Source organism: Acetobacter suratthaniensis (assembly GCF_017377745.1).
In the GTDB taxonomy this organism is placed as follows: Bacteria; Pseudomonadota; Alphaproteobacteria; order Acetobacterales; family Acetobacteraceae; genus Acetobacter; species Acetobacter suratthaniensis.
Map to the genome: position 1 here is coordinate 105691 of NZ_JAFVMG010000001.1, position 24552 is coordinate 130242.

23 protein-coding genes are annotated in these 24552 nt (G+C 59.2%); 20 read left to right on the forward strand and 3 right to left on the reverse strand.

The window, feature by feature from the left end; all coding sequences use genetic code 11:
- The first annotated feature begins 44 nt into the window (after positions 1–44).
- From lepA to J2D75_RS00550, 4 genes are all read left to right on the forward strand, one after another.
- Positions 45–1850 (forward strand): translation elongation factor 4, encoded by a 1806-nt coding sequence (lepA, locus tag J2D75_RS00535; RefSeq protein ID WP_207851756.1) that lies wholly within the window; start codon positions 45–47, stop codon positions 1848–1850.
- A 96-nt stretch (positions 1851–1946) separates the two neighbouring features.
- Positions 1947–3119, forward strand: coding sequence for a homoserine O-acetyltransferase MetX (gene metX, locus J2D75_RS00540; protein ID WP_207851758.1), 1173 nt, complete (start codon positions 1947–1949; stop codon positions 3117–3119).
- Positions 3119–3724, forward strand: coding sequence for a methionine biosynthesis protein MetW (metW, locus tag J2D75_RS00545; protein ID WP_207851760.1), 606 nt, complete (start codon positions 3119–3121; stop codon positions 3722–3724). Before metX ends, metW begins: the two co-directional genes overlap by 1 nt.
- Positions 3725–4150: 426 nt before the next feature.
- Entirely contained in the window at positions 4151–5428 is a 1278-nt protein-coding gene (locus J2D75_RS00550; RefSeq protein WP_207851762.1) for a DEAD/DEAH box helicase, read from the forward strand.
- 84 nt (positions 5429–5512) lie between these two features.
- On the opposite strand, the gene J2D75_RS00555 is transcribed toward J2D75_RS00550, so the two are convergent.
- From J2D75_RS00555 to J2D75_RS00565, 3 genes are all read right to left on the reverse strand, one after another.
- Positions 5513–6406, reverse strand: a complete 894-nt coding sequence (locus tag J2D75_RS00555) for an endonuclease/exonuclease/phosphatase family protein (protein ID WP_243428366.1) — start codon at positions 6404–6406, stop codon at positions 5513–5515.
- Between the two features lie 22 nt (positions 6407–6428).
- Positions 6429–7115: a carbonic anhydrase gene (locus J2D75_RS00560; protein ID WP_207851764.1), complete on the reverse strand. Its 687-nt coding sequence runs from the start codon at positions 7113–7115 to the stop codon at positions 6429–6431.
- Positions 7116–7312: 197 nt separating this feature from the next.
- The gene (locus J2D75_RS00565) at positions 7313–7930 is read right to left on the reverse strand and encodes an NYN domain-containing protein (RefSeq protein ID WP_207851766.1); all 618 of its coding nucleotides are present in this window, start codon (positions 7928–7930) and stop codon (positions 7313–7315) included.
- Positions 7931–8175: 245 nt separating this feature from the next.
- On the opposite strand from J2D75_RS00565, the gene folK reads away from it, so the two are divergent.
- The 16 genes from folK to lpxD all read left to right on the forward strand — a co-directional run bounded on the left by folK (position 8176) and on the right by lpxD (position 24516).
- Positions 8176–8700, forward strand: a complete 525-nt coding sequence (gene folK, locus J2D75_RS00570) for a 2-amino-4-hydroxy-6-hydroxymethyldihydropteridine diphosphokinase (RefSeq protein ID WP_207851768.1) — start codon at positions 8176–8178, stop codon at positions 8698–8700.
- An 89-nt stretch (positions 8701–8789) separates the two neighbouring features.
- Positions 8790–9161 (forward strand): DNA-directed RNA polymerase subunit omega, encoded by a 372-nt coding sequence (gene rpoZ / locus J2D75_RS00575; RefSeq protein WP_207851771.1) that lies wholly within the window; start codon positions 8790–8792, stop codon positions 9159–9161.
- 74 nt (positions 9162–9235) lie between these two features.
- Positions 9236–11506, forward strand: a complete 2271-nt coding sequence (locus J2D75_RS00580) for a RelA/SpoT family protein (RefSeq protein WP_265782771.1) — start codon at positions 9236–9238, stop codon at positions 11504–11506.
- Positions 11503–11910 (forward strand): holo-ACP synthase, encoded by a 408-nt coding sequence (gene acpS / locus J2D75_RS00585; RefSeq protein WP_207851775.1) that lies wholly within the window; start codon positions 11503–11505, stop codon positions 11908–11910. Before J2D75_RS00580 ends, acpS begins: the two co-directional genes overlap by 4 nt.
- Before the next feature lie 82 nt (positions 11911–11992).
- The gene (gene lepB, locus J2D75_RS00590; RefSeq protein WP_207851777.1) at positions 11993–12799 is read left to right on the forward strand and encodes a signal peptidase I; all 807 of its coding nucleotides are present in this window, start codon (positions 11993–11995) and stop codon (positions 12797–12799) included.
- A 2-nt stretch (positions 12800–12801) separates the two neighbouring features.
- Positions 12802–13527 carry a ribonuclease III gene (gene rnc, locus J2D75_RS00595; protein WP_207851779.1) on the forward strand — a complete coding sequence of 242 codons (726 nt, stop codon included), beginning with the start codon at positions 12802–12804 and terminating at the stop codon, positions 13525–13527.
- A 10-nt stretch (positions 13528–13537) separates the two neighbouring features.
- Positions 13538–14437 carry a GTPase Era gene (gene era, locus J2D75_RS00600; protein WP_025860743.1) on the forward strand — a complete coding sequence of 300 codons (900 nt, stop codon included), beginning with the start codon at positions 13538–13540 and terminating at the stop codon, positions 14435–14437.
- Positions 14438–14564: 127 nt separating this feature from the next.
- Positions 14565–15302: a UMP kinase gene (pyrH, locus tag J2D75_RS00605; protein ID WP_207851781.1), complete on the forward strand. Its 738-nt coding sequence runs from the start codon at positions 14565–14567 to the stop codon at positions 15300–15302.
- A gap of 108 nt (positions 15303–15410) precedes the next feature.
- Positions 15411–15953, forward strand: a complete 543-nt coding sequence (gene frr / locus J2D75_RS00610; RefSeq protein WP_207852738.1) for a ribosome recycling factor — start codon at positions 15411–15413, stop codon at positions 15951–15953.
- An 80-nt stretch (positions 15954–16033) separates the two neighbouring features.
- On the forward strand, positions 16034–16747 hold the full coding sequence (gene uppS, locus J2D75_RS00615) for a polyprenyl diphosphate synthase (protein ID WP_408736718.1): 714 nt from the start codon (positions 16034–16036) through the stop codon (positions 16745–16747).
- Complete coding sequence (locus J2D75_RS00620) at positions 16744–17589, forward strand: phosphatidate cytidylyltransferase (RefSeq protein ID WP_207851785.1); 846 nt, start codon at positions 16744–16746, stop codon at positions 17587–17589. Before uppS ends, J2D75_RS00620 begins: the two co-directional genes overlap by 4 nt.
- Before the next feature lie 109 nt (positions 17590–17698).
- Positions 17699–18856 (forward strand): 1-deoxy-D-xylulose-5-phosphate reductoisomerase, encoded by a 1158-nt coding sequence (gene dxr, locus J2D75_RS00625; protein ID WP_207851787.1) that lies wholly within the window; start codon positions 17699–17701, stop codon positions 18854–18856.
- 31 nt (positions 18857–18887) lie between these two features.
- Positions 18888–20000, forward strand: coding sequence for an RIP metalloprotease RseP (gene rseP, locus J2D75_RS00630; RefSeq protein ID WP_207851789.1), 1113 nt, complete (start codon positions 18888–18890; stop codon positions 19998–20000).
- A gap of 73 nt (positions 20001–20073) precedes the next feature.
- Complete coding sequence (gene bamA, locus J2D75_RS00635; protein ID WP_207852740.1) at positions 20074–22554, forward strand: outer membrane protein assembly factor BamA; 2481 nt, start codon at positions 20074–20076, stop codon at positions 22552–22554.
- A 4-nt stretch (positions 22555–22558) separates the two neighbouring features.
- Positions 22559–23428 (forward strand): OmpH family outer membrane protein, encoded by an 870-nt coding sequence (locus J2D75_RS00640; RefSeq protein WP_207851791.1) that lies wholly within the window; start codon positions 22559–22561, stop codon positions 23426–23428.
- A gap of 2 nt (positions 23429–23430) precedes the next feature.
- A complete protein-coding gene (gene lpxD, locus J2D75_RS00645) occupies positions 23431–24516 on the forward strand; it encodes a UDP-3-O-(3-hydroxymyristoyl)glucosamine N-acyltransferase (RefSeq protein WP_207851793.1) in 1086 nt (361 codons plus the stop codon).
- Positions 24517–24552: the final 36 nt, after the last annotated feature.

Below are 24552 nucleotides of genomic sequence, written 5' to 3' on the forward strand. Positions count from 1 at the left end.
GGAACCGGCTGACTTTTTCCTTTATTTCCCTTAAAGGGAGCAGCATGACCGATACACCTCTTTCGCTCATCCGCAACTTTTCCATCATCGCACATATCGATCATGGAAAATCCACTCTGGCGGATCGACTCATTCAGGCTTGTGGCGCCCTGACCGCGCGTGAAATGACCAATCAGGTTCTGGATAACATGGACCTGGAGCGCGAGCGTGGCATCACCATCAAGGCGCAGACCGTGCGCCTGTCCTACCCGGCAAAGGATGGTAATACCTACATCCTGAACCTGATGGACACGCCCGGACATGTTGACTTCGCGTATGAAGTCAGCCGTTCGCTGGCCGCGTGCGAAGGCTCGCTGCTGGTGGTGGACGCCTCGCAGGGGGTTGAAGCCCAGACACTGGCAAACGTGTATCAGGCCATAGATGCCAACCACGAGATCGTGCCTATTCTCAACAAGGTTGATCTGCCAGCCGCCGAACCTGAACGCGTGAAGGCGCAGATTGAGGAAGTGATCGGCATTCCGGCGGATGATGCGGTGGAAATTTCCGCCAAAACCGGCCTGAATATCGAAGGCGTGCTCGAAGCCATTGTTACCCGCCTGCCGCCGCCGCAGGGTGATGCGGAAAAACCCTTGCAGGCCATGCTGGTCGATAGCTGGTATGATCCCTATCTGGGCGTGATCGTGCTGGTGCGGATCAAGGAAGGCCGCCTGAAAAAGGGCATGAAAATCCGCATGATGTCGTCTGGTGCGGTGCATCAGGTTGATCAGGTCGGGGTGTTCGCGCCGCGCATGATGGCTGTTGACAGCCTCGGGCCGGGCGAGATGGGGTATATCAACGCCGCCATCAAGACCGTAGCCGACTGTAATGTGGGTGATACCATTACCGATGATCGCCGCCCGGCCGCGACGGCGCTGGAAGGGTTTAAACCCTCCATTCCCGTTGTGTGGTGCGGTCTTTACCCGATTGTTGCGGATGACTTCGAAAAGCTGCGTGACAGTCTCGCCAAGCTGCGCCTGAACGATGCTTCCTTCCACTACGAGGCGGAAACATCGGCAGCTCTTGGTTTTGGCTTCCGCTGCGGGTTTCTGGGGCTTTTGCACCTTGAAATCATTCAGGAACGCCTGTCGCGCGAGTTCGATCTCGACCTGATCGCGACAGCGCCTTCGGTGGTGTACAAGATCGAGCGCACCAATGGTGAGCGCGAGGAACTGCACAACCCGGCCGATATGCCCGATCCCTCTCTGATCGAGCGGATCGAGGAGCCCTGGATCAAGGCTACCATCATGGTGCCCGATGAATATCTGGGAGCCGTGCTGACCCTGTGTACGGAGCGGCGTGGTTCACAGATCGATCTGACCTATGTGGGCAGCCGGGCCATGGCGGTCTATCGCCTGCCGCTGAACGAGGTCGTGTTCGATTTTTACGACCGCCTGAAATCCCTCACGCGTGGTTATGCCAGCTTCGATTACCAGATGGATGGCTACGAGGAGAGTGACCTCGTGCGGATTTCCATTCTGGTCAATCAGGAGCCGGTGGATGCGCTGTCCTTTATCGCGCATCGCTCGGCGGCGGAAACGCGTGGCCGTTCCATTTGCGCACGTCTCAAAGACCTGATCCCGCGCCAGTTGTTCAAGATCGCCATTCAGGCGGCTATCGGTAGCCGTGTTATCGCGCGTGAAACCATTGGCGCGCTGTCAAAAGACGTGACCGCCAAATGTTATGGTGGTGATATTTCTCGCAAACGCAAACTTCTGGAAAAACAGAAGGAAGGCAAAAAGCGAATGCGCCAGTTCGGCAAGGTTGAAATTCCGCAGAGCGCTTTTCTTGCAGCGCTCAAAATGGAACACTGAACCTGCCCTGCCTGTCGGGTGTTCCTGTAAACGGGAAGTAAGGTGTTCTTCCCCCTACAGGCCCGACGGGTCAGGCTGGAGAACGAGCATTCCCTTATGAGCAGTACAACACCCCTCGAAATTGGTCATCATCGGCATATCCATTTTCAGGAAGGGCTGGAGCTTGATTGCGGTGTAACCCTTGCACCCATCGACCTTGCCTATTGTACCTATGGCACCCTGTCCGAGCGGGGGGATAATGCCATCCTGATCTGCCACGCGTTTACGGGCGATCAGTATGTGGCGGAGTCCCACCCGCTAACCGGTAAATCCGGCTGGTGGGAGCGCATGGTGGGGCCGGGCAAGCCGATTGATACCGACCGTTTTTTCGTGATCTGCTCCAATGTGCTGGGTGGCTGCATGGGCAGCACCGGGCCACGCTCTCTGCGGCGTAATGCCGAAGGGGTGGAAGAGCCGTGGGGTACTGATTTTCCGCCCATTACCATACGCGATATGGTGCGCGCGCAGTATAAGCTGGTGCATGCTCTGGGCGTGCAGCGCCTTTTTGCTGTTGTGGGTGGCTCCATGGGCGGCATGCAGGTGCTGGAATGGACAGTGACGTACCCGCACATGATGCTGGCTGCCATGCCCATTGCCACAGCGCCTTACCATTCCGCGCAGAATATCGCCTTCAACGAGGTTGGGCGTCAGGCTATTATTGCCGACCCTGACTGGCGTGGCGGGCGTTACTGGCAGGCCGATGTGGTGCCTGCACGCGGGCTGGCTGTTGCGCGTATGATGGCGCATATCACCTACCTGTCGGAAGAAGCGCTTACCCGTAAATTCGGGCGAAGGACCCGGCGCGGCCCGGTCAGCGGGCCGGGGCCGGAAGGGCCAGTGTCGCTGTTTAGCGATATTTTCGAGGTGGAATCCTATCTGCGGTATCAGGGCTCAAGCTTTGTGCGGCGGTTCGATGCCAATTCCTACCTGTCGATTACCCGCGCAATGGACTGGTTTGACATCGCGGCAGACCACGATGGTGAACTGACAGCCGCTTTTGCCCGCACGCCGGTGCGGTTCTGTGTTGTCTCGTTTTCATCGGACTGGCTGTTCCCGACATCGGCCGCGCGTGCTCTGGTGCGTGCACTCAATCAGGCGGCGGCCAATGTCTCTTTTGTCGAAATTGACACCGACAAGGGGCATGATGCCTTCTTGCTGGATGAACCCGATTTCGACCGGACGGTGCGGGGGTTCCTCTGTGGTGTGGCTGAACATGCGGGGCTGGTCTGATGCGGCTTGATCAACGCCTGATAGCCAACATGATCGAACCCGGCACGCGGGTGCTGGATATCGGCAGTGGAGATGGTCTGCTGATTGATCATCTGTTCCGTCATCGCGGGTGCGATGCACGTGGAATCGAGCTGAACATGAAGCTTGTCACGCGTTCGGTCGCTCACGGCCTGCCTGTGGTGCATGGCGATGCCGATCATGATCTGGCGCATTATCCCGATCACGCCTTTGATTACGTGGTGTTGCAGCGCACCTTGCAGGCTGTTGCCCGCCCGCGTGAGGTGCTGCGGCAGATGCTGCGTATCGGTCGCTATGCCATTGTGTCCTTTCCCAATTTCGGTCATTGGCAGTTGCGGCTCAAGCTGCTGCTGAGCGGGCGGATGCCTATGACGGCGGTCTGGCATACGGCGTGGTATGATACGCCCAATATCCACCCCTGTACCATCCGCGACTTTCTGGCCCTGTGCGCCGAGGAAGGATACAGCGTGGAGCAGTGGATGGCGGTGGATGAGGAAGGGGAGCGTGCCCCCTGGCGGCGCTCTATCCGTTTGGCCAACCTGTTTGGTGAGCAGGCACTGTTTTTGCTGAGGCGACGGGACGACTGACGAAAGCGCGACACCTAAATTTTTTGTTAGATTTGCGTGTGCGCGTATGTCTGGTACTTTCATTCCAAATGCAGGAATGCTTCTGAAAGATTGTTTCAGAATAACAGGGTATATGGATTTTTCCTTCTGACTTGGCCGAGGCTCAGAGGGGATGAAAAGCCTTGCGTGTCAGTTCGATAAAAAAGTTTAAGGACCATTATAGTCCTGTAGGCTTGTCCTGAGCAGGCTCCTGCCCCTATATACGGGCTGCGGAGGAAAGACACAGTTCCATAAACCCGCTGTCCTTGCCCTGCCTTGATGCGGGAAGGATGAATGGCCCGTCCCCTTGGGGGCTGCCGGTGCCATGCCGTTGTGACTATCCATAGGTGCTTAGCTGAAAAAGGTGGCTGTGTCTCGTTTTCAGGCTGCACGAAGAGGTTCGTCCTGATGACTAGTTTTTCTGATCTGAAACTTGCTGCGCCGTTGCTGCGTGCTCTTGCGGATCAAGGTTACGATACACCCACCCCTATTCAGGCAGGCTCCATTCCGCACCTGCTTGAAGGGCGCGACCTGCTTGGTCTGGCGCAGACTGGCACGGGTAAGACAGCGTCTTTTGCGCTGCCTATTTTGGAACATCTCGCCAACTCCCCGCGTCCGGTGGCACCGCGTCAGGCGCGTGTGCTGGTGCTGGCCCCCACGCGTGAACTAGTGGCCCAGATCAGCGACAGCTTTAAAGCTTACGCCAAATACATGCGTTTTACGCAGGCTGTGGTGTTCGGTGGCGTTGGTCAGGGGCGTCAGGTTGAAGCCATGCGCCGTGGGGTGGATGTGCTGGTGGCCGCTCCGGGCCGTCTGCTTGATCTGATCGGGCAGGGGCATATTGATCTTTCCGGCCTCGAAATTCTGGTGCTCGACGAAGCCGACCGCATGCTGGACATGGGCTTTGTGCGCGATATCCGCCGGATCATGACCTTTGTGCCTGAAAAGCGCCAGACCGTGCTGTTCTCGGCCACCATGCCTCGCAGCATTGAAGACCTTGCGGCTTCGCTTCTGAACAACCCTGCGCGGGTTGAGGTCGCCCCCCCGTCCAGCACGGTGGATCGTATCCAGCAGGCTGTCATGTTCGTGAATGGCGCTTCGGACAAACGCGATGCGCTGCTGACCATGGTGGAATCCCCCAAGGTGGCACGGGCTGTCGTGTTTACGCTGATGAAGCATGAAGCCAACAAGGTTGCTGAGTTCCTGAACAAGAACAGCATTGTGGCTGAAGCCATTCATGGCAACAAGTCGCAGGGTGCGCGTGAACGGGCCATGAAGGGCTTCCGTTCCGGTGCAGTCAAGGTGCTGGTGGCGACCGATATTGCCGCGCGCGGCATTGATGTGGATGAAGTCAGCCACGTTTTCAATTACGATCTGCCGAATGTTCCGGAAAGCTATGTGCATCGCATTGGCCGTACGGCGCGTGCGGGGCGTGATGGCTGGGCGGTTTCGCTGTGCGATGCTGAGCAGCGCGCGTGGCTGCGCGATATTGAGCGGACGATTGGCAAATCCATTCCCATCGTGCGCGATCATCCGTGGCATTCGGAAGAAGCCGAGTTTTCAAACCAGCGCCCGCCGGTGCTGGGTGGCGGCGGTGGCCGTGGTCGCGGTGGCCCGCGTCAGGGTGGCGGCGGCGGTGGCCGTGGTGGCCCGCGTCGTTCGGGTGGTGCTTCAGCACGCGCCTGATCTGACGGTTCTGGTCTGATATGTGTGGGATGGCCCGCCAGTCTTGAAAAAGGCTTGGCGGGCCATTCTTTTTTGTATCAACCGTCAGGCGGGAATATGCAGGGTTATGGAAACCGGACAATGGTCGCTCAGTTGGTGGCTGCTGTCTTGCGGTATGGCCATGACGCTGAGGGAGTCCGGGTCTTTCCAGCCTATGGCGGGGCCACCCAGAATAATATGGTCAATAAAATAGCTGCCTCCCAGGCAGGGGCTGGCATATCCTGATGTTGTCAGATCCAGTCTGGCGTTTTCCTGTAATTGCAGGAACAGGGGGTCGCGCACGTTCAGCCTGCGGTTGAAATCCCCCATAATGGCAAATGCTTCGCCCGAGTGTGTGCGTTCGCTGATCCATTCCGAGAGTATTCTGAACTGCCGCGCCAGCAGGGGGCAGGCATGGTGGGTTTGTTCGGGTGGATCATCCCAGCAGCCGGTTTTCAGATGTACGACCAGTACGCGCAGGTCTGCATGGGCAAAATGCACAGTCATATCTAAACCACTGCGCAGATGGTGCGGTGCATCGGGTGGGGTGATGTCGAGTTCCTGCACATCGGGGTGGCGGGTTACCTCCAGCCCAGTGCGCACGATCAGTCCCGTGTGTTGAAGAACGGTGTCATCCGTTGTGAAAATAACATAACGCTGCGGAGAAAAAACGCGGGAGAGGCTGCGTGCGCCATCGGCTTCCTGCACGGCGGCAAGGTCGGGGTTCAGTCGCGCGGCAATGCTGGCCATAAGCGCGTAATCGGCTGCGGTGCGGGGAGATATATCGAGCGGGGCTGCCCGGCTTGCGGGCGCTGTCTCATCAAGCAGCCATTCCATATTCCATGTGCTGAGCTTGATGGCGTGGTAGGCGGGTGTGGCATGGGCAGGCTGGTATAATGCCAGCAGGGCCAGTCCTGTATGCCTGCAATGGCGCAGGAGGCGTAAAAGATGCGGGGCCAAAAGCCCCGCATCGGTAGGCGTGTTATGCAGGCTCGGTTTCGAGCTTTTTGATAACGTCGTCGATGGAAACGCTTTTGCGGGTCTGTTCGTCCAAAATGGTGATTTCGCCGCTGCCGATGTCATAAAACCAGCCTTGCAGGAACAGTGTGCCCCCGGCAAGCCCCGCCGCAACCGCCGGATGCGTGCGCAGATGGGCAAGCTGGAGCAGGACGTTCTGCTCGGCAATGCAGCGCACCGTGGCCGGGCCAACATCCTCGGACCGGAAGGTGTTCAGGGTTGCTGCGCGCGCGGCTTCTGCATTGCGGAGCCAGCTTTTAACGGTAGGCATGGTGTCCAGACCGCTTTTTTCCGGATCGAGCAGGGCCTTCATGGCACCGCAGTCGGAATGGCCGCAGACGATGATGGTGGAAACGCCAAGCGCCATGACGGCATATTCAATGGCGGAGGACACGCCTCCGAGCATTTCGCCGTAAGCGGGCACGAGATTGCCGATGTTACGCAGAATGAACAGGTCGCCCGGTTCTGTCTGGGTAATCAGGTTGGGGTCGATCCGGCTGTCGGCACAGGCGATGAACAGAGCGCCGGGCGATTGCCCTTTTGCCAAGCTGGCAAACAGGGCTTCCTTCGCGGGAAAGACCTCTGTGTTGAAATGTTCTGCGCCACGCAGCAGGGTGAGCAGGCTGCTTCTGGCCTCGGAACATGTTGGCATGTATCGTACTCCGAAAAACGTCTGGTTATGACTGAATGGTACAGAACCCCCTCAGTCAGCTTGAACGACGGACGCGCTCGGGGAAAGAACGCCCCAAATCACGAGAAAGTTCCCGCTCGTTGTTAAGTTTTGTGAGGCATATCGCGCGGTCTGTCCATGCCGTAACCTGCGCAAGGTCTGATGAAAACTGTTAATTTTCAGCTTAGCGGATCGTCTTCGGGTTCGCTCATCTGGTCTGCCGGGTGGCGCACTGGCGGCTGATTCTGGCGCAGTCGGGCGGGTTCCATCTGACGGCGGGTGAAATGCGCACCCAGTGTCGCCAGATCAAGGAACTGGTCAGCCTGACGGCGCAGGTCATCACCAATCAGTGGCGGGGATGATTTCATGGAGGACACGACGGATACGCGTGTACCCTGTCGCTGCACGGCTTCCACCACGCGGCGGAAATCAGAATCGCCACTGAACAGGATGGCATGATCGATATGGGGTGCCATTTCGAGCATATCCACCGCGATTTCGATGTCCATATTGCCTTTGACGCGTCGCTTGCCGGTGGAATCGGTAAACTCACGCGCGGGCTTGGTCACCAGAAAATAGCCGTTATAGGAGAGCCAGTCCGTCAGCGGTTTGAGGGGAGAATAATCTTCCGTATCGAGTATGGCGGCATAATAATAAGCGCGGATCACGTGAGATTTCGACGTGAAAAAATCGAGCAGTTTCTTGTAATCCACATCAAAGCCGAGGCCGCGGGATGTTGAGTACAAACTCGATCCATCTATGAACAGACAGGTTTTTTCATCTTTTTTGAGGTTCACGTGTCATTCCCTTCCAAATTCTTGTTCTGATGTCCTGCAGTCGGTCTGTCTTGAAATTTTCCGAATGGAGTAAGAGCTTCGCTGAATGACCGGTCTTTATATTTCTGCATTCTGTGGCAGGAATATGCCTGCCAGGCATTTTTGGAACGGCGGCATAGCCGAAACCGCAAGAATATTGCATTCGTTCCCAAGCGCCAACCATAAGTTACCAATTGCTTAACGTTTTTTCTTTAAGAGAGAGCCTTATGTCAGTTTGCTCAGGTCAGGCGCATCTCGCGACTGCCCTTATTGCCATTGGTGCCAACCTGCCCCGTGCGGATCAGGATGCCCGCGCCACCTGCCTTGAAGCCGTGCAGGCTTTGCGCGATACGCCGGGCCTGCGTGTGCAGGCCGTTTCGCACTGGTACGAAAGTGCTCCCGTACCCCCTTCGGGCCAGCCTCCTTATGTCAACGGGGTGGTGTTGTGCCAGACTGATCTGAGTCCGGATGCCTTGCTGGACTGCCTTCATACCATAGAAACGCACAACGGGCGTGAGCGTTCCGTGCCTAATGCAGCCCGCACGCTTGATCTCGACCTTATTGCGTTTGATGACCTCTGCCAGCAGAGCGAGCGGCTGGTGCTGCCGCACCCCCGTGCGCATGAGCGGGCCTTTGTGCTGCTGCCGCTCAATGACGTGCTGCCAGACTGGCGGCACCCCCGCTCCGGGCAGGACATGCAGGCTATGCTCAAAGCGGTGCAGGGGCAGGAAATCCGCCGGATAAGGGAATAGCCCTTCCCTGCGGGGGGCTGATGCAGTATTGTCGATGTTTGTATCTCTTTGCTGAATCCGTAAGCTGAATTGTCTGGAGGCTCTTCGTAATGGCCCGCGTCACCGTCGAAGACTGCGTAGAAAAGGTTTCCAACCGTTTTGAACTTGTTGTGTACGCGGCTCAGCGCGCCCGCAACATTTCACGGGGGGAAGAACTGACCATCGACCGCGATAACGACAAGAACCCTGTTGTCGCCCTGCGCGAGATCGCGGTGGAAACCGTCTCGCTGACCGGCCTGCGCAGCGATCTGATCCGCTCTCAGGCGCGCGAGCCCGAGCCCGAGCCCGTGGAAGAAGAAGTGCAGGATCTCGTGCCGACCGAGCAGAACATCTTTGGTCTGCAGGAAGTCTCGGTCGAGGAGGAAACCGCCGATGACGCCCGCGCCATCGAGGCAGCCCTGACCGGCCGCGCCCGCCGGTAAATGCTTTGGTGACCCCCGCGGGAGCTGAGGTTCCGGGCACTGGCCCGTTGACGGGAGACAGCAGCGGCACGTCCGTGTCCGTTGTGTCTGCCGGGGTGGATGACGAGGCCGCGCGGGGCGGACTGAACTGCGAAAAACTGGTCAGCCGCGTGCTCAGCTACGCGCCGCGCGCGGATGTGGATATGATCCGCCGTGCGTTTGACGTGGCCTGTGCCGCCCATGCGGGGCAGAAGCGCGACAATGGCGACCCCTACATAACCCACCCCTTTGCGGTGGCCATGATCATGGCCCGCTTCGGACTGGATGTTCAGTCTGTCTGCACCGCGCTCCTGCACGACACCATAGAAGATACCAGCGTCAACCATGAAACGCTCAAGCTCGAATTCGGGCAGACAGTGGCGGATCTGGTGGATGGCGTAACCAAGCTCACCCGGCTTGAGTTGCAGTCTGACCGCACCAAGCAGGCGGAAAATTTCCGTAAGCTTGTGCTCGCCATGTCCAAAGACATCCGCGTGCTGCTGGTCAAGCTGGCGGACAGGCTGCACAACATGCGCACGCTGCATTTTGTGGAGCGTCAGGATCGCCGTCAGCGTATCGCGCGTGAAACGCTGGATATTTATGCCCCTCTGGCTGAGCGTATCGGTATGGACCGGCTCAAGACGGAGTTGCAGAACCTCTCTTTCGCCCAGCTTGAACCCGAAGCGGATGATACGATTCGCACCCGCCTGAACTACCTGCGCGGGCAGGGGGCGGATGTGATCGAGGATGTCCGGCGTGAGCTTTTGCGACTCTGTCACGAGGCAGGGTTGAAGGATGTGCAGGTTTCCGGGCGTGAGAAGTCTCCCTATTCGATCTGGGAGAAAATGCAGCGGCGCAATGTCGCCTTCGAACAGCTTTCGGACATCATGGCTTTCCGCGTGAATGTTGGCACGCGCGAGGACTGCTACGTGGCGCTGGGCGCGGTGCATGCTGCCTATCCGATGATTGTCGGGCGGTTCAAAGACTATATTTCTACCCCCAAGGCCAACGGTTATCAGAGCCTGCATACGGGGGTGACGCTCCGCTCGCCCCGTAACCAGAAAATTGAAGTGCAGATCCGCACGCAGGCCATGCACGACATCGCTGAAAACGGTGTGGCGGCGCACTGGGCCTATAAGGAAGGCACCGGTGTGCAGGAGGGCGGCTACGGCGGCCTGCGCAGACCGCGCTGGGTGCAGGATCTGCTTGAAATTCTCGAAGCGTCGTCCGCTCCTGATGAGTTTCTGGAGAACACCAAACTCGAACTGTATCAGGATCAGGTTTTCTGCTTCACCCCCAAGGGGCAGCTTATCTCCCTGCCGCGTGGGGCCACGCCGGTTGATTTCGCCTATGCCGTGCATAGCCAGATTGGCGATACCTGTGTGGGGGCACGGATCAATGGCCGGCTTATGCCCCTGCGGCACGAGCTGGAAAATGGCGATCAGGTAGAAATCATGACCGCCCGTGGCGGGGCGCCCTCTCCCTCATGGGAGCGGTTCGTTGTTACGGGCAAGGCGCGCGCCCGTATCCGCCGCTATGTTACCCAGCAGCAGCGTCAGGTCTCGCTTGATGGTGGGCGGGCTGCGCTGGCCAAGGCTTTCCGTCAGGAAGGCGTGGATGGCTCCGAAAAAGTTATCGAAACCACGCTCAAGGCGCTCAAACAGGCGTCCTTGCCCGACCTGTACGTGGCTGTCGGCACGGGGGCTCTGGGTGCGCGCGAAGTTGTGCATGCGGCTTATCCCGAATTGCGGCGTGTGCAGCGTGTGCCGCGTATGCTGGCAGGGCTGCCGGGGGTTCTGGGTACGGCGGGGCCGCGCACGGGTGCGGCTCCGGGTGCGTTTGTGCGCAAACCTGCGGGTGGCGCTATTCCGCTGGTGGGGCTTGGGGCTGGCGTGGCCGTGCATTATGCCGCGTGCTGCCACCCTCTGCCGGGAGACAGGATTGTCGGCGTGGTGGCTACGGGCAAGGGGGTGACCATTCACACCCGTTCGTGTCAGACGCTGGAAAATTTTGCCGCCACCCCGGAGCGTTTCCTTGATGTGGACTGGGATTACGATGCCATGGCCCGTACCGGTAATACCGGGCCCATGCGTGTCGGGCGTGTGAGTATCGTGGCGGAAAACGAGCCTTCGGTGCTGGCGGCCATTACCAATGTCATCTCCCGTGGGGATGCGGCTACGGTCAACCTCAAAATCGTCAACCGGCAACTGGATTTCATGGAAATTCTGGTGGATGTGGAGGTCAGGGATCTACGGCATCTCTCCTCTGTTATCGCCGGGCTGCGTGCGGTTTCGGGCATTACGCAGGTGGACAGGGCGCGTTCATGAGCCTGATTGCCGTGGGCGTTGACCTGTGTGACATGCGGCGCATCGAACGGATGCTGGCGCGCTTTGACCAGCGTTTTATGGAACGCGTTTTTACGCCGCAGGAACGTGCATGGGCTGAAAAGCGTTGCGGGCAGGCCAGAATTGGCACGTATGCAAAACGCTGGGCCGCCAAGGAGGCCTGCGCCAAAGCGCTGGGTACAGGATTTGCGCAAGGGGTTACCCATGCCCAGATCGGGGTTGAAAACCTGCCGGGCGGGCAGCCGGTGCTCTGCCTGAGCGGTGTGGCGGCCCAGAGACTGGCGCAGATAACGCCCCCCGGCAGCACGGCCCGGCTGGCGCTCAGCCTGACGGATGAGGTGCCCTACGCCTTCGCGCAGGTTTTTATCTCGGCCGTGCCGGGTTGACACAACCGGGCGTGCGCGGCTTGATCCGCCAGAATTTCTTTTTACGGCAACTAAGACAAAAAGCGGGCAGGGCGGAAGCAGGATGAATACACAGGATCACTCTTCAGCCCGGTCAGAGCAGCCGGTTAGCATGCGGCAGAGCCTGTTCGAATACGTGCGTACATTTTTCACGGTCGTTGTGGTCGTGGTTATTGTCAGAACCTTTTTGTTTGAATCTTTTGTGATTCCATCAGGTTCCATGATCCCGACCCTGCAGGTTGGGGATTATATCTGGGTATCCAAATACACCTATGGTTACTCCCGTTTTTCCCTGCCGTTCTCGCCCGATCTGTTCAATGGGCGGATATGGGGGGGCGAACCGCACCGGGGCGATGTGGTGGTGTTTCGCTTTACCAAGGACACCTCGGTTGATTACGTCAAACGGGTGATCGGCCTGCCGGGCGACCATCTGCGTGTGACCGATGGGCAGTTGTATCTGAACGATGCGCCGGTGCCGTGCGATAATCCGCATCCCTATATCGCCCATGATGAAACCGATACGAGCATGGCGGGGGATGCTTGCACTGAAAAACTGCCGTCGAGCATTCAGGGGGCTGGCCCTGTCAGCCACGAAATCCTGAAGCTGACCAATGAAGGCCCGCAGAACAACACGCCCGATTATGTTGTGCCGCCGGGTTATTTTTTCGCAATGGGCGATAACCGAGATGACAGCGCGGATAGCCGCTTCATGGGGGACGGGCCGAAGGATCTGGGGTTTGTGCCGATGGAAAACCTCGTAGGCCGGGCACAGCGCGTTTTCTTCTCTGTTTCGGCTGATTATCCGCTTTGGCAGGTCTGGCATTGGCCGCAGGAAATCCGCTGGGGCCGCCTGATGCAGGGTATCCAGTGACAATGGGTGAACCACATGATGGCGCACGCGCCCTGCAGGTGCGCCTTGGGTACGTTTTTGCCAATCAATCCCTGCTGGGCGAGGCGCTGACGCACCGCTCGGCGGTTAACCATAAAACCAATGGGCGTAAGCGGGCGCAGGCCAAGGGGGCAGGCTCCAACGAACGGCTTGAGTTCATTGGCGACCGTGTTCTGGGGTTGCTGATGGCTGAATGGCTGCTGGAGCGTTATCCGAGCGAGCAGGAAGGCGCACTTGGCTCACGGCTGGCGCATCTGGTCTCGCGCACCACGCTGGCGGGCATTGCCGAACGGATTGATATGCCCGATGCCCTGACCGTAGCCGCCCATGAGGCTAAGGCAGGCGTGCGGACAGCCGCCAATGTGCTGGCCGATGCGCTGGAAGCGGTGCTGGGTGCCGTGTTCCTTGATGGCGGGCTTGATCCCGCCCGCAAGATTGTGCGCCTGTGCTGGACGCCCGAGCTTGATGCGCAGGCCCGCCCGCCCAAGGACCCCAAAACAGCCCTGCAGGAATGGGTGCTGGGACGGGGGCAGGCGCTTCCCGTTTATGAAACGATCGGGGCGGATGGCCCGTCCCATGCGCCGCTTTTTGTCGTCAGGGTGACGGCGGGCGGTCTGGCGGGAGAGGGGCGCGCAGGCAACAAGCGCGCGGCGGAAAGTGCCGCTGCCGCCGCTCTGCTGGAAAAACTGGAAGGCAAGCCCAATGGCTGAGGCTCGGAATATGGCGGATACGACACGCTGCGGTTTTGCAGCACTGGTGGGGGCGCCCAATGCGGGCAAATCCACTCTGCTCAATCGTATGGCGGGCGCTAAGCTGTCCATTGTTTCTCCCAAGGCGCAGACCACGCGCTTTCGAGTGCTGGGTATTCTCATGCGCGGGACAACGCAGATCCTGCTGGTGGACACGCCCGGCATTTTCCGCCCGCGGCGCAAGCTCGACCGGGCGATGGTGGCAGCGGCATGGACGGGTGCTGAAGATGCCGACATCACGCTGCTGCTGGTGGATGCGCGTTCGGGCCTGAACGAAGCGGTGAGCGAAATCGTGGACCGTCTGGCCACGACCAAGCGCCGGGTCTGGCTGGTGCTGAACAAGACCGATCTTGTTTCCCCCGGTGCGTTGTTGCCGCTGACGGCAGCCATTACGGAGCGTTTACCGGTTGAGCATGTTTTCATGGTCAGTGCGCGCACGGGCAATGGTGTGGATGATCTGCTTGACCAACTGGCGGGTGCTCTGCCGCCGGGGCCGTATCTCTACCCCGAGGATGATCTGACCGACCTGCCCGACCGCCTGCTGGCGGCCGAACTGGTGCGCGAACAGATTTTTATGCAGACGCATGAAGAAGTGCCCTATGGCGCCACGGCGGAAACAGAGAGCTATACGGAACGCCCCGATGGCTCTGTGCGGATTGATGTCACAATTTACGTTGCGCGCGCTGGCCACAAGGCGATTCTGATCGGAGATGGCGGCCAGAGAATCCGCCAGATTGGCGAGCGCGCCCGCAAGCAGCTTGGCTCTTTGCTGGAGCGCCCGTGCCATCTGTTCCTGAACGTTAAGGAGCGTTCGGGCTGGGATGAAGAGCGCGCCCGCCTGAGGGCAATCGGGCTGGATGACGTGCCATAAAGGCTGCCAGTTTGGCCTGAACGCTTGTGGCCGTGCGCCATGAGGGATAAGAGAGGGCGACCCTGACATGTGGCCCATACGGGTGCGTGGAAGGGTCTGTTGCGGACTGCTTGCTTGTTGAGGGCCAATGACTGCTTGTGCTGGCGAAACGCCAAACCGCAAACGTGTACTGCTCAAGGTTTCGGGTGAAGCCCTGATGGGCGGCGGCGCCTTCGGTGTTGATCAGAAAACCGTCGAGCGTATTGCACAGGATATCGCCCAGGTTGTGCGCGGTGGGATCGAAGTCTGCCTTGTGGTGGGCGGGGGTAATATTTTCCGGGGCGTAGCTGCGGCGGCCAAGGGTATGGATCGCGCGCAAGGTGACTATGCCGGCATGCTGGCCACGGTCATCAACGCGCTGCTGCTCCAGAACGCGCTGGAACGCGAACAGATTCCAACCCGTGTCATGTCGGCTATCCAGATGTCGTCTGTGGCCGAGCCCTATATCCGCCGCCGTGCGGTGCGCCACATGGAAAAGGGGCGCGTGGTCATTTTTGCCGCAGGTACGGGCAATCCGTTCTTTACCACCGATACAGCCGCCGCTCTGCGTGCAGCGGAAATGGAATGTACGGTTCTGCTCAAGGGTACGCAGGTTGACGGCGTCTATTCCGCAGACCCTAAACATGACCCCAACGCTGTGCGGTATGATGAGCTGACTTACCTGAACGTGCTGGCCAACCAGCTTAACGTCATGGATGCCGCAGCTATCAGTCTCGCGCGTGAAAACAACCTGCCGATTATTGTTTTCAATATCGGAGAGGAAGGGTCGTTTGGCCGTGTCATGCGCGGAGAAGGGCCGTTTACCCGGATTATCGAAACCGCATGAATGATCGCCGCGCCTGCGGTGTGATGAATAGGATATGACTGCGGCGCGGGCAGCGCCGCATTGTACAAGGTAACGGGAGAAACCGCCGTGTCTGACTTGAATGCCCTGATGGATGATCTGAAACGTCGCATGGATGGTGCGCTTGAAAGCCTGCGGCGTGATTTTTCCGGTCTGCGCTCGGGGCGTGCCAGCCCGGCCCTGCTCGAACCCGTTCGGGTTGAAGCCTATGGTGGTGAAGTGCCGCTTACGCAGGTCGGCTCTATTGCTGTGCCGGAAGCGCGCATGATTACCGTGCAGGTATGGGACAGGGCGTTGTCCGGCGCTGTTGAGCGGGCTATCCGCGATGCCGGTCTGGGCCTGAACCCGGCTAGCGAAGGCCAGACCATTCGCGTGCCCATTCCGCAGTTGACCGAGGAGCGCCGTAACGAGTTGGCCAAGGCCGCGGCCCGCTATGCGGAAGGTGCCAAGGTGGCTGTGCGTGGCGTCCGGCGCGATGGCATGGACAAGGCCAAGGGTTTCGAGAAAAAAGGTGAAATCAGTCAGGACGACATCAAGACCTGGTCTGATGCTATTCAGAAACTCACTGATCAGTATGTGAAAAAAATTGATGACATGCTGACTGAAAAGGACAAGGAAATCAAACAGGTCTGATCCGGCGCAGCTTTGCGTTGATAAAACCGGTTTTTTTTGGAGCTTTTCTTGCGATGTCGTCTGGTGTGGCTGAAAAAAACATGTCCGTTCCAACGCATGTTGCCATCATCATGGATGGAAATGGTCGCTGGGCGCGTGAACGCGGGCTGCCCCATATCGCAGGACACAAAGCCGGGGCAGAGGCCGTGGCCCGCTGCGTACGCGCGGCCATGCAGCGTGGGGTGCCATATCTGACGCTGTACGCGTTTTCTTCCGAAAACTGGTCGCGCGGCCCGCAGGAAGTCTCTGATCTGACCAGCCTGCTGCGCTACTACCTGCGGCATAAAGTGCGCGAACTGCATACAAAAGGCGTGCGGTTACGTTTTATTGGTGAGCTCGATCGCTTTGACCCCAGCCTGCGGCAGGAACTCGATCGGGCCGAAGCTCTGACGCGCGACAATACGGGTATGGTGCTGCTGCTGGCGCTTTCTTATGGCGGGCGGTGCGATATTGTGCAGTCGGCTCGCACTCTGGCACGGGCGGTCAAGGCGGGTCAGCTCGCACCAGAAGATATCACCGAAGCAATGCTGGCCAGCCATCTGTGGACGCATGATGTGCCAGACCCCGATGTGGTGGTGCGCACCAGTGGGGAATACAGGCTGTCCAATTTTCTCCTATGGCAGAGTGCTTACGCTGAACTGGTGTTTCTGGATGTGTACTGGCCTGACTTTACCGAGGGACATTTCTCGACGGTGCTAGATGTTTACGCGCGGCGCGAACGCCGCTTTGGCAGTCGCCCGGTACCCATCGCATGACGGCGGGTAAGACGGCGCAAGCCGGACAGTCCGCATGGCGTGATCTGCGGCCCCGGCTGATTTCAGGCGGTGTGCTGGTAGCCGTGGCAACCGTGTGCACGGGAGTTGGTGGCTGGCTTTATGCCCTGCTGATTCTTGCCGCCATGGGGGGGATGGCTGTTGAGGCCGCCCGGTTGTTCGGCCTGTCCGTGCGGGAGTGGCGTGGTGGGCTGTATGTTGTCTGGGCCGTGTGCGCCGGGCTGGCGGCGGCAGCGGGCCACTGGACATCGTTTATGTTGTTCTGTCTGCTCTCATTTGTTTTTGGTGGCCCTTTGTGGGCGCTTATGTGCGTGATTGTGCTGGCGGGCACGGCCCTGCTGTGGCTGCGTCAGGGCGGGGTCTGGCCTGTCGTGTTTGTCGTAGGGGTTGTGGTGGCTAGCGACAGCACGGCTTATGCCGTGGGGCGCATGGTTGGTGGCCCCAAGCTGGCACCGCGTATCTCTCCGGGCAAAACCCGTTCCGGGGCCGTCGGCGGTTTGCTGGGCGCTATGGGTGTCGGTGCGTTGGTGGCAGCGTGCGCGGGTGCGGGGGGTGTTGCGGGCGGGCTGCTATGGGGCGTTCTGCTCGGTGTGGCGGCTCAGGCGGGTGATCTTGCCGAAAGCGCCATGAAGCGGGCTTTGAACGTCAAGGATTCCGGCACACTGCTGCCGGGGCATGGCGGATTGCTGGATCGGTTTGACGGTCTGGCAGCAGCGGCCCCCCTTGCGGCGGGGCTTGCAGCCTGCGCGGGGGGAGCCGGAGCGTTCTGGCTGGCGGGGCTGCACGATATTCTGAGCGGTGTATCCCGCTTTTTGCCCGGGTAGGTATAAGCGCGGGGGGCCAGCTCTGAGCGGCCGTATTGAGGTTTGTCCTGCGCGGTGCATCCTGTCCGCCGCCGCAGGTTTTGAGTGTTCGCAGGGTGGAAGACAAAGCATGAAAACCGTAACCGTTCTGGGATGTACCGGTAGCATCGGCTGCTCCACGGTCGATCTTCTTGAGCAGGCGCGCGACCAGTACAGGGTGCGGGCGCTGGTGGGCGGGAAGAATGCCGCGAAACTGGCTGAGCAGGCGCTGAGCCTGCGTGCGGAACTGGCGGTTCTGTCCGATGAGGCCGCAGCAGAAGATCTGCGTGGCCTGCTGGCAGGCAGCGGTATCCGTGTTGCCGGTGGGCGTCAGGCGGTTATTGAGGCGGCGGCGGAGCCGGTAGACTGGACAATGGCCGCCATTACCGGTGCCGCCGGGCTGGAGCCGACACTCGCCGCCGTGCGCAATGGTGGCAGCATTGCCCTTGCCAACAAGGAAGCGCTGGTTTGCGCGGGCGATGTTATGCTGCGTGCCGTGCGTGAAGCTGGGGCTACGCTGCTACCGGTCGATTCCGAACATAATGCGGTTTTTCAGGCTATGGCCGACCGTCAGGCTGATCAGGTTGCCAAGATCGTGCTGACGGCTTCTGGTGGCCCGTTCCGGAATGCCACGCTGGAAACCATGCGTAGTGCCACCCGTGCGCAGGCCCTCAAGCACCCGACGTGGAGTATGGGGGCCAAGATCAGCATTGATTCGGCTACCATGTTCAACAAGGGGCTGGAAATCATTGAGGCATCGCGCATTTTCGATCTGCCGGAAGAGCGGATTGATGTTCTGGTACACCCGCAGTCGGTCGTGCATGGTATGGTGCAGTACACCGATGGCAGCCTGATCGCCCAGATGGGCTCGGCGGATATGCGTATTCCCATCGCGCATACTCTGGCATGGCCGCAGCGTATGGCCACAACATCCAGCTGGCTTGATCTGGCGGCATTCGGAACGCTGGAATTTTTTGCACCAGATGAAGAGCGCTTTCCCGCTTTGCGTCTTGCGCGGCAGGCGCTTCGGCAGGGTGGGGCGGCTCCGGCTATCCTGTCTGCTGCAAATGAAATCGCGGTCGAGGCATTCCTGTCTGAACGGGTTGGTTTTCTCGATATAGCGCGCATGGTAGAAGAGGTTATGAGCACGCTTGGCGCACCGCCAGCGGATACGCTCGAGGCCGTTCTTCATTGGGATATGCAGGCCCGCAAGGCTGCGGAAAAGCTGGTTCTGACCTGCGCCGCTTGAGAAAAATCCTTTCAGGCCCGATAACGGAGGCATGATGATACACGATTATCTGCGTACATTGGTTTCCTTCGTTTTCGTCCTGGGCGTGCTGGTTACCATTCATGAACTCGGGCATTACCTCGCCGCCCGTTGGCGCGGGGTGCATGTCGAGGTCTTTTCGCTCGGCTTTGGCCCGGCATTGTTCAAATGGCGTGACCGCACGGGTACGGAATGGCGTGTCTGCCCCGTGCCGCTGGGCGGCTATGTGCGGCCCCACGGTTTTGAAGACCCCGAAGACGCCACGGAAGAGCAGAAAGCCGCGTGGATTCCCGGACGTACCTTTCATGACAAGTCAGTAGCTTCGCGTGCGATTGTCATTCTGGCCGGGCCTGCCTTTAACTTCCTTCTGGCCTTTGTGCTCTTTACGCTCCTGTTCGCTACGGCGGGCGAGCCGCATGTGCGCGATGAGGTTGCCTCGGTTCAGTCTGGCAGTGCCGCAGCAGCGGCCGGGGTGCAGCAGGGGGATGTCATTACCCGTGTGGGTACGCATGACGTGCATGGCGTGGAAGATATTCTGGGCGAAGTGACCGGGCGTGCCGGTGTCCAGACAACCCTTGCCGTGCGCCGTCAGGGGCAGGATCTGGTTCTGCCTGTAACAATCGGCTCCGTTTCGGATTCGGCTGGCGCACCCGCGCATGGTCAGCTTGGCGTGACGTTTGCGGTGGATAGCGGCAAGCCCCAGTCCCTGCCGCAAGCGGTGGTATCGGGGGCGAAAGCCACATGGAATACAACCGTACGCACCCTTGCCGGGGTATGGCAGATCCTCAGCGGGCAGCATTCCGCAAAGGAAATGGGCGGCCCGCTCAAGATTGCGCAGCTCTCCGGGCAGGTAGCGCAGTATGGTTTTGCCAGCCTGCTTTCGTTCATGGCGCTGCTATCGGTTAATCTCGGGTTGATTAATCTCTTTCCCGTACCGCTTCTTGATGGTGGACGTCTGGTTTTTTATGCCATAGAGGCAGTAAGGGGCCGCCCTGTTTCCAAGCGGGTGCAGGAGATCAGTTTTCAGGCTGGTTTTGCGGTGTTGGCTGGGTTGTTTCTGTTCTCGACATTTAACGACCTGTCAGGTTTTGGCCTGTTCAGGTGGATTGCATCGCTCGCGGGTTGAAACGCCTCTGGGCGGAAAGAGAAAGTCTTGCGTGACAAGGGTAATTTCGGATACGTCCCTTGCGGGCGGGAAAATGCAGGAGAGTGGGCTTCGTGCTGAGAACGATCTGGATGGCTGGAGGCAGATCTTGAAGGGTAAACGGTCTGCCCTGTTCCTTTCTGTCTGTATGCTGCCACTTGTCATGGTCGCAACACGCAAGGCTGGTGCTGCTCCGCATCGCTCGATGGCGACGCAGGGTGCTGGTTCACGACAGGTTGCCGAGAGGGCTTCTGCTGCGCGGGCGGCTGATGGCATTATCGAGGATATTCGCGTGTCTGGTAACACGCGTATCGAAACCAGCACGATCCTGTCCTACATGGTGGTCAGGCCGGGCGATCCGTTCTCGCAGGACGATCTGGATCGCTCGCTCAAGACCCTGTACGCCACAGGGCTGTTCAGCGATGTGACGCTGCGGCGCGAAGGCAATGACCTGCTCGTGCGGGTTAAGGAAAACCCGGTTGTCAACCGCATCGTGTTCGAGGGCAATCACGCCGCCAAGGATGAAGACCTGCACAAGGTTCTGACCCTTAAGCCGCGTGCCGTCTTCTCTGCGGAAACAACGGCGGATGACCGCCAGCACATTTTGCAGGTTTATGCCCAGAAAGCGCGTTTTTCCGCGGTGGTAACGCCGCAGATCGTCCGTCTTGCCCATAACCGTGTCGATGTGGTCTTCAAGATCAACGAAGGCCCGCAGACCATGATCCGCAAGATTGCGTTCGTGGGGAATAAGGCGTTCAGCGAATCGCAGTTGGCCGGTGTGGTATCGTCCAAGGAAAGTGCCTGGTATCACTTCCTTGGGTCATCCGACGAATATAACCCTGAGCGTGTGAAATACGATGCCGAACTGCTGCGTCGTTTTTACCTGCGTAACGGGTATGTGGATTTCCAGATCAAGGACGTAAAGGGCGAACTGTCGTCTGATCGTAAGTCCTTTTACGTGACCTTTACGGTGGATGAAGGTGTCCGCTACCGTCTGGGTAAGGTGGATATCCGCTCAAGCCTGCGCCATGTGCCGGCTGAATCAATGCGTAAGCATGTCGAGCTGTTTGCCCACCAGTGGTACGATGGCAAGGCCGTGCAGGACAATGCGACCGATATGGAGGAACTCCTCCAGGCCGAAGGGCATCCCTTCGCGCAGGTGCATCCCGAAATCGCGCGTAACCCTGAAAAGCGGATTATCAATCTTCTTTTCGATATCAGCGAAGGGCCGCGCCGTTATATCGAGCGCATTGATATCAACGGGAATACCATCACGCAGGATCACGTTGTGCGTGCGCAGCTTCCCTTCGCGGAAGGCGATCCCTACAGCGCCAGCTACAAGAAATACGCCAAGGAAAGCGTGCAGAACCTTGGCTTCTTCAAAAGTGCTGACATCAAGGATACGCCCGGCAGTGCGCCGGACCGTGTTAACGTGGCGGTGGACGTGGTTGAAAAACCCACAGGCGAGTTCTCGCTTGGTGGCGGTTACTCGACTGACGTGGGCGTGATCGGTAACGTTGGGCTCAAACAGCATAACCTGCTTGGCACGGGTGTGGATGCCGGTATTTCGGGCACCCTGTCCCTTTGGCAGCAGCAGGCGGATATTTCGATCACCAACCCGTCCTTCATGGGACGTAACCTCGTGGTTGGCGCGGATATCTTCTTTATCGAGAATAATTACCAGACGTACCAGAACTACTCGGAAGGCCGTTACGGTATTACCCTGCGTATGGGGTATTCCTATAATCGCTACCTCTCGCAGTCCTGGAACTACAGCCTGATCCGCCGCTGGGTGAATGACGCATGGAGCGAGGCTTCATGGTATATTCTTGACCAGCAGGGCGCATCGCTGCTGTCCCAGCTCAGCACCACGGTCATGTATGACCGTCGTGATAACCGTATGGCACCGCATCGGGGCTACTACGTGTCCGCTGGTGGCGATTTCGCAGGCATCGGGGGTGATGAAGATTACGTGCGGGGCAAGATCAACGGGGCATATTACATCCCGCTGGATGATCTGACCAACAGCCATGACTGGACGCTTTCCTTCCGCGGTGGCGCGGGCTGGATGGCGGACTGGGGCAATGGCCGCCGCGATGTGATCGATAACTTCTACCTTGGTGGTAACAACCTGCGCGGCTTCCTGGACGGTGGTGCCGGCCCGCGTAGCGTTGGTAGCCGCACAGGGCAGGCATCGGAAGATCTGCTGGGTGGGCGTTTCATGTACAACGCTTCCGCACAGCTTACGTTCCCGCTGCCCTTCGTTTCCAGCATGGGGCTTGGTGGCCGTGTCTTCTCTGATATGGGCACGGTTACGGGCCTGCGTGTGCGCAGGCTCTACACGGATCCGGCGACAGCCGGTTCGCGTTATACGCCTGTCAGCGGTAACATGATTTCGCCCCGCGTCAGCGTGGGTGCCGGTGTGTCATGGAAAAGTCCCTTTGGTCTGCTGAATGTGGATCTGGGTGTGCCGCTTATCCGCAGCTACAATGACCGTACGCAGCTTCTGCGTTTTGGTTTCGGCCAGCAATTCTGAGGTAATGATGCACGTGCGTACTAAAGCAGCCCTGGTCGGGGCGGTTTGTCTGTCTGTTTTAGCCTCGGTTATGCCTGCCGCCCATGCGGAAGGTGGAGAAGGCTGGTTTGTGCCCAAGGCCAGCCAGCCCGCCGTGCCGCCGCAGCATGCGGCAACGCATCGTGCGGCTCCTCCGCCGGTAGCGCTGCCAGCCCCCCCGGCTGATAGTCAGGAAGCCGATCAGGCTCCGCCGGTTCTGCCGCAGCCCAATATTCCCGATGCGCCTGAAATCGCCAAGGAAGCACCCCCGCCGACAACCGTTATCGGTGTGATCAGCGTTGGCGGTGTCATGCGTCAGTCCACGGCTGCGATGCAGGTCGAGCATATTCTGGGTGCGCGCCGCGATGCGCTGGCGCAGGATCTGCAGAAAGAGCAGGCTGCATGGCGCGATGAGCAGCAGAGCCTTCAGGCTCAGGCCAAGTCGCTCTCTTCTGACCAGATCCAGAGCCGTGAGCGCGCCCTGCAGGCACGTGTCATGAAGGCTCAGCGTGATTTCCGTAACCGCAACCGCATTATTCAGGAAGCGGCCCAGGTCTCTCTCGGTCAGATCGAGCGTGAACTGGTGCAGGTGATCCAGAAGGTGGCCTCCGCCCATGGCATGAACCTCGTGCTCCATAGCGAGCAGGTTGCCCTGCATGTGGACGGGCAGGATATTACCAATGAAGTGGCTGTAAATCTGAACAAGATCCTGCCATCGGTCTTTATCCCCGCTGCGAATGAAGATCCTGAGCAGCTTGCCAAGTCTGGCAAGATGCCGACAACCGCTGACACGACGCAGTCTGTTGTCCGCACTGGCCCGGCACCAGTGGTACAGCCCACCGCTGGAACGCCGTAAGCATGACAGCCGGAAAGGAGATATCCGGTCCGGCGGACCCTCGCTTCTTTACACGCGCGGGTCCTTTTGGGGCGGAGCAACTGGCAGAAGCCGCGGGAGCCGAACTGGTTCCGGCCAAGGCGGGCGATGGGGTCGTACGCGACTATGCAGGGATCGCACCGTTGCAGGTGGCTGGCCCTGCGGATGTCAGCTTTCTGGACAACCGGCGTTATGCCCCTCTGCTTGAGCAGACACGGGCTGGGCTGGTTATTGTCGCCCCTGCCTTTGTGGATAAGGTGCCTGCCGGATGTGCGGCACTGGTTACGGCCTCGCCTTATCTGGCGTGGTCGCGCGTCGCGCGCCTGTTTCACCCGCTGGCACCAGCACGGCCGGGTATTCATGCGCTGGCCTGCGTCGATCCTTCTGCGAGTGTTGCACCTGAAGCCGAGATTGAGCCTTTTGCGGTTATCGGCCCGAATGCCGAGATCGGGCCGGGTTGCGTTGTGGGGTCTCATGCCGTTATCGGGCAGGGTGTGCGGTTGGGGCGTGACTGCCGGATTGGCAATCATGTCAGCATTTCGCATGCGTTGCTGGGTGAGCGGGTGATTATTCTGCCGGGTGCGCGTATCGGGCAGGATGGTTTTGGTTTTGCAGTTGGCCCGGCAGGGTTTGAAACCATTCCGCAACTTGGCAAGGTTATCCTTGAAAACGATGTGGAAATTGGCGCCAACAGCACGATTGATCGCGGGTCAGTCAGCGATACGGTGATCGGGGCGGGTTCGCGCCTCGATAATCTGGTACAGATCGGGCATAATGTGCAGATGGGGCGCTGCTGTATTGTAGTGTCGCAGGCTGGTATTTCCGGCTCTACTGTGCTGGAGGACTATGTAACGGTTGCCGCACAGGCCGGTCTTATCGGTCATATCCGTATTGGCACCAAGGCGCGTATCGGTGCGCAGTGTGGTGTCATGTCGGATATCGAAGGCGGTGCGGATGTCATCGGTAGTCCGGCCATGCCGTTCCGGGAGTTTTTCCGTAACGTGGCCGTTCTGCGGAAGCTGGCAAAAAAAGCGTCTGGAACCGCTCAGGGCGAGACAGGCAAGGTGTGAACACAGGCCGGACTATATCTGGCGAAAAGGGTGGTC